This is a genomic window from Sutterella sp. (genome assembly GCF_052272535.1).
Classification (GTDB): domain Bacteria; phylum Pseudomonadota; class Gammaproteobacteria; order Burkholderiales; family Burkholderiaceae_F; genus Sutterella.
This window is the reverse complement of the sequence record NZ_DAVZJY010000192.1, coordinates 1-4,508: the sequence shown is the minus strand read 5'-3', so window position 1 is coordinate 4,508 and position 4,508 is coordinate 1. Positions and strand designations below refer to the sequence as shown.

Annotated in this window: 5 protein-coding genes and 1 tRNA gene; all 6 read right to left on the bottom strand. The window is 69.3% G+C overall.

Annotated elements, in window-relative coordinates; translation table 11 throughout:
- Positions 1 to 84 precede the first annotated feature (84 nt).
- On the bottom strand, positions 85 to 726 hold the full coding sequence (locus tag ACT6Y9_RS08890; RefSeq protein WP_295479188.1) for a 50S ribosomal protein L25/general stress protein Ctc: 642 nt from the start codon (positions 724 to 726) through the stop codon (positions 85 to 87).
- Between the two features lie 81 nt (positions 727 to 807).
- Complete coding sequence (locus ACT6Y9_RS08885) at positions 808 to 1,758, bottom strand: ribose-phosphate pyrophosphokinase (protein WP_443744273.1); 951 nt, start codon at positions 1,756 to 1,758, stop codon at positions 808 to 810.
- A gap of 92 nt (positions 1,759 to 1,850) precedes the next feature.
- A tRNA-Gln gene (locus ACT6Y9_RS08880) sits at positions 1,851 to 1,925 on the bottom strand.
- Complete coding sequence (gene ispE / locus ACT6Y9_RS08875) at positions 1,916 to 2,854, bottom strand: 4-(cytidine 5'-diphospho)-2-C-methyl-D-erythritol kinase (RefSeq protein WP_295479191.1); 939 nt, start codon at positions 2,852 to 2,854, stop codon at positions 1,916 to 1,918. Before ispE ends, ACT6Y9_RS08880 begins: the two co-directional genes overlap by 10 nt.
- Positions 2,841 to 3,356 (bottom strand): lipoprotein insertase outer membrane protein LolB, encoded by a 516-nt coding sequence (locus tag ACT6Y9_RS08870; RefSeq protein WP_443744272.1) that lies wholly within the window; start codon positions 3,354 to 3,356, stop codon positions 2,841 to 2,843. The genes ispE and ACT6Y9_RS08870 overlap by 14 nt, the downstream gene beginning before the upstream one ends.
- Positions 3,353 to 4,508: tetratricopeptide repeat protein (locus tag ACT6Y9_RS08865; RefSeq protein ID WP_443744271.1), on the bottom strand; the 1,156-nt coding region annotated here is incomplete at its 5' end. The genes ACT6Y9_RS08870 and ACT6Y9_RS08865, both read right to left, overlap by 4 nt.

Genomic DNA, 4,508 nt, shown 5'->3' with positions numbered 1-4,508 from the left:
GCTGCGGCGCCTTGGGGCGCCGTGCGGGCCTCGTGGGACCGGCGCACTCCGCTTTGGGTGGAGCGCGCCTCGCCTCGGAGCGGATTACTTCGCCGGGGCGGCGGCCGGAGCAGCGGCCGGAGCAGCGGCGCCGTCGGCCGGAGCAGCAGCGGCGTCGGCCGGGGCGGCGATCTCTTCCTCGACCGGGGTGATCACGGAGGCGACGACGCTGTCAGTGACGACGCGCACGCCGGCCGGAACCGTGAGCTCGGAGGAGTGCAGCGTCATGCCGGACTCCATCTTGGAGAGGTCGACCTCGATGAACTCGGGCAGGTCGCGCGGCAGGCAGGCCACTTCGACGTAGGAGACCGTGTGCGAGATGATGCACTTGTCGACCTTGACGGCCGGGCTCAGCTCGTCGCCGGTGAAGTGCAGCGGCACGCGCATCGTGACTTCTTCGTCCGGGCTGATGCGCTGGAAGTCGATGTGCATGACCTGCGGCTTGTACGGATGCATCTGGAAGTCGCGGAGAACCACGAGCTGTTCCTTGCCGTCAAGCTCCATCGTCAGGATCGAAGCGTGGAACTTCTCCTTGCGCAGGGCGAAGAAGATCGGATTGTGTTCGAGTTCGATCGGCGCAGCGGGCTCGTTGCCGCCGTAGATGATGCCCGGCAGCTTGTCCGCACGACGCAGACGGCGGCTCGCACCCGTACCTTGCGCCTTGCGCGTGGTGGCGATGACTTTCATTGGAAACTCCTCAGGAGTGAATGTGATGAAGAAAAATCGGGCGGCGGGAATCGCGACCAACTCCTGCCGCCTCGGGGGTTTTTAGTCCGTGAACAGGCTGCTCACGGAGGCCTCGCGCGCGATGCGCGAAAGGGTTTCGCCGATGATCGCGGCGCAGGAGACCTGGCGGATCTTCGGGCAGACCTGGGCGGCCGGGGAGAGCGGAATCGTGTCCGTCACCACGAGCTCGTCCAGAGCGGAATTGGTGATGCGCTCGACCGCAGCGCCGGAGAGCACCGGGTGCGTGATGTAGGCGACGACGCCGAGGGCGCCGCGTTCCTTGAGCGCGCCGGCGGCGTTGCAGAGCGTGCCGGCCGTGTCGACGATGTCGTCGGTGATGATGCAGGTGCGGCCCGCAACGTCGCCGATGATGTTCATGATCTCGGCGACGTTGGCGCGCGGACGGCGCTTGTCGATGATCGCGAGATCAGCTTCGATCGCCTTGGCGAGCGCGCGGGCGCGCACGACGCCACCCACGTCGGGCGAGACGACGATCGGGTTCTCGAGGTGGCGCGAGCGCAGATCGGCGAGCAGCACCGGCGTCGCGTAGATGTTGTCCACCGGAACGTCGAAGAAGCCCTGGATCTGGTCGGCGTGCAGGTCCATCGTGAGGACGTGGTCGACGCCGACGGACTGGAGCATGTTGGCGACGACCTTCGCGGAGATCGCGACGCGCACAGAGCGCGGACGACGGTCCTGGCGGGCGTAGCCGTAGTAGGGGATGGCGGCGGTGATGCGGCGGGCGGACGAGCGCTTGAGCGCATCCACCATGATCATCAGCTCCATCAGGTTGTCGTTCGTCGGGGCGCAGGTGCTCTGCAGGACGAACACGTCCTTGCCGCGGACGTTGTCGAGGAGCTGGACGCTCACTTCGCCGTCGCTGAAGCGCGTGACCGACGCGCGGCCAAGGGGGATGTGGAGATATTCAGTAACGGCCTGGGCAAGCTTGGGATTGGCATTGCCTGCAAAGACCATCATGCTTTCCGGCACCATGGGGACCATGATTTCTGCTCTCGCTTGGGGTGGGTTGAGACTGGCGAAGGGGCCGCCAGGGCGCTCCGCAGGCCGTCTCTGGCCGTTGGATTTGGCAGGGGTGGAAGGAATCGAACCTTCGGTAGCCGGAATCAAAATCCGGTGCCTTACCGCTTGGCTACACCCCTATTGCTCCGGCATCCTGCGTCCAGGCCCGAAGCGGATGCTCTCGAAGGCTGCGGACGCTGAAGAAGCGCCAACCTGCAGGCAGGCGATTCATCTCGAGGGCAGGCTCGGGGGAGCCGGGACGGATCAGAGCGAAGACGGCGCTGCCGGAACCGGTCATGCGCGTCTCGCCGCCCAAAGGCGCGAGTGCGGCAAGAGCATCGAGGATCACGGGCTCAATGGCGGCTGCAGTCTTCTGCAGGTCGTTGCGGCCGGGAAGCTCGGGCCAACGGTTCCGGAGGAGGTCGGAAAAGACACGTATTCTCTGTGATTCGCTATCTCTTGTCAAGGAAGGAGAGGCGAAAATTTTCGCAGTGGAAACACCGCGTCCGGGCCAAATGACGGCGTATTCGGCCGGAGGGACGAAGAGGGGCGAGACGCGTTCGCCGATCCCTTCGACGAACGCGTTTTGACCGTGGATGAAGAAGGGCACGTCGGCGCCGAGCGTCTCTCCGATCCGCGCGAGTTCGGCGCGGTCGAGCCCGAGCTCCCAGAGCCGGTTGAGGCCGATGAGGGTCGTCGCCGCGTCCGAGCTCCCGCCCCCCATGCCCGCGCCCGCCGGGATGCGCTTCTCGACGCGGATCCGCACGCCCTTCTCGGCCGCCGCCGGACCGGCCGCGGCGCGCAGCGCCTCGGCCGCGCGCCAGCAGAGGTCCGCCTCGGGGGCGCACTCGAGGTCGCCCGTGCGCTCGATGCGGCCTGCGGGGAGCTCCGTGAGGTCCACCGTGTCGGCGAGGTCGATCAGGATGAAGATCGATTCGAGGAGGTGCTTGCCGTCGGCGCGCCGGCCGATCACGTGAAGAAAGAGGTTGAGCTTCGCCGGAGCGGGCAGCCCGAGGAGCATGTGCGGCGTGCGCGCCGCAGCGGAGGTGGAGGGGTCAGTCGTCATCATCCGTCACTGCAGTGAGGGTCATCCGGGGGCCGGCCGCACGCTCGATGCGCAGGCGCTTCGCCGAGCCGTCGGCACGGCGCGCGAGGATGCGGCAGCGCCAGCCGTCCGCTTCGAGCGCGTCGGGCGCCGCCGGGCCCGCGGCGAGGAGGTCGCGGAGCTCGCGCACGGGCAGCGTGAAGCCGAGGAGCCGCATGAGGAGTTCGTCGAGGTCCGCCGCGACGACGGGTTCGTCCGTCCCGCCGCGGGAGAAGGAGGCGCCGCGGGGCGTCTCCTCGATCCGGGCGAGGATTCCCGAGAGGGGCGTGAGGAGGTCGAGCCGCAGGAGTTCGCGCGAGTCCGTGAGCTCGAAGCGCCCGGACTGCCGCTCGGCGCCGCCCTCGAGTTCGGCCGAGAAGGCGAACCGCCCGCGCCAGCGGCGCGCGTTCGCGGGGGCGACGGCGCAGCCCGCCGCGAGGAAGGGCAGGAGCGCTGCGAGCGTGAGGAGCGTGCGGCGCGCGGTCACTTCGCGCTCCCGGCCGCCGGAGGCGGCGTGAGGCCGAGGCGGGCCGCGAGCTTCGCGGCGGCTTGCGCCGAGCCGTGGGCGCTCATTTCGCCGAGCGCGGCTTCGGCTTCGGCGCGCCGTCCGTCGGCGGCGAGGATTTCAACGAGGTGGGCCGCCACCTCCTCGTCCCAGAGGCGCTTGAGCGAGGCGGCGGTGAATTCCGCCGCGGCCCTGAAGCGGCCTTCGCGGAAGGAGAGCCACCCCATCGAGTCGAGGATGTACGGGTCGAGCGGCTCGGCCTTGTAGGCGCGCTCGAGCAGTTCGCGCGCCTCCTTGAGGTGGGCGTTGCGCACGGTGTAGAGGTAGCCGAGGGCGTTGAGGCCCTGGACATGGGCGGGACTGAGCGTGATGAGCGCCCGCAGGTGCTTCTCGGCCGCGTCGGAATCGCCCGCATTCTCCTCGAGCATCGCGGTTTCGTAGAGCACGTCGGGTTCGTCGGGGTGTTCGACGACGGCCTTGCGCATGAGCGCGAGGGCGTCGGCGGGGCGGCCGAGCTCGAGAAGAAGCTGCGATTCGGCGCCGTAGAGCACGGGGGCGTCGAGGGGGAGCGCTCTGCGGCCGCGCTCGAGCCGCTCGAGCGCTTCGTCGCCGCGGCCGAGGTCGGCGAGCGCGAGCGCCTCGTGGATGCGCGCCTGTGCGGCGAAGGGACCGCTCTGGAGCTGGGCGAAGTACTCCGCCGCGCGCGCCGGAGCCTGCTGCGTGAGCGCCGCCTCGCCCATGCGCAGCCACACCTCGAGGCGCGAGAGGTCCGCTTCGCCCCCGCTCTGCTCGCGCAGCAGACGGACGTATTCACTGAAGTACTTCTCGGTGCGCTGCGGTTCGTGGAGGTCCGCGGCGAGCTGCCCCGCGTTGAAGGGGATGCGTGGATCCTCGGCGGGCTTCTTCATGGCGCGGTCGAGCGCTTCGACCGCCTGGGCGCGCCGACCGAGCCGCTGCTCGACGCGCGCGTAGATGAGGAGCACGAAGGCGTCGTCGGGGTGGCGCTTGAGGTGGCTCTCGAGCATCGCGCGGGTCTTCATCTGATCAACGGGCCAGCACGTGTCGGCGGCGCGGCCGAGGAGCTCAGCGTCGCCCCGGGCGCGGCCGGCCGCGGCTTCGGCGCGGCGGCAGGCT

Excerpts from the sequence above, each read along its gene's own strand:
- ACT6Y9_RS08890 (WP_295479188.1), bottom strand. The coding sequence starts at position 726 with ATGAAAGTCATCGCCACCACGCGCAAGGCGCAAGGTACGGGTGCGAGC.
- ispE (WP_295479191.1), bottom strand. The coding sequence starts at position 2,854 with ATGATGACGACTGACCCCTCCACCTCCGCTGCGGCGCGCACGCCGCAC.
- ACT6Y9_RS08885 (WP_443744273.1), bottom strand. The coding sequence starts at position 1,758 with ATGGTGCCGGAAAGCATGATGGTCTTTGCAGGCAATGCCAATCCCAAG.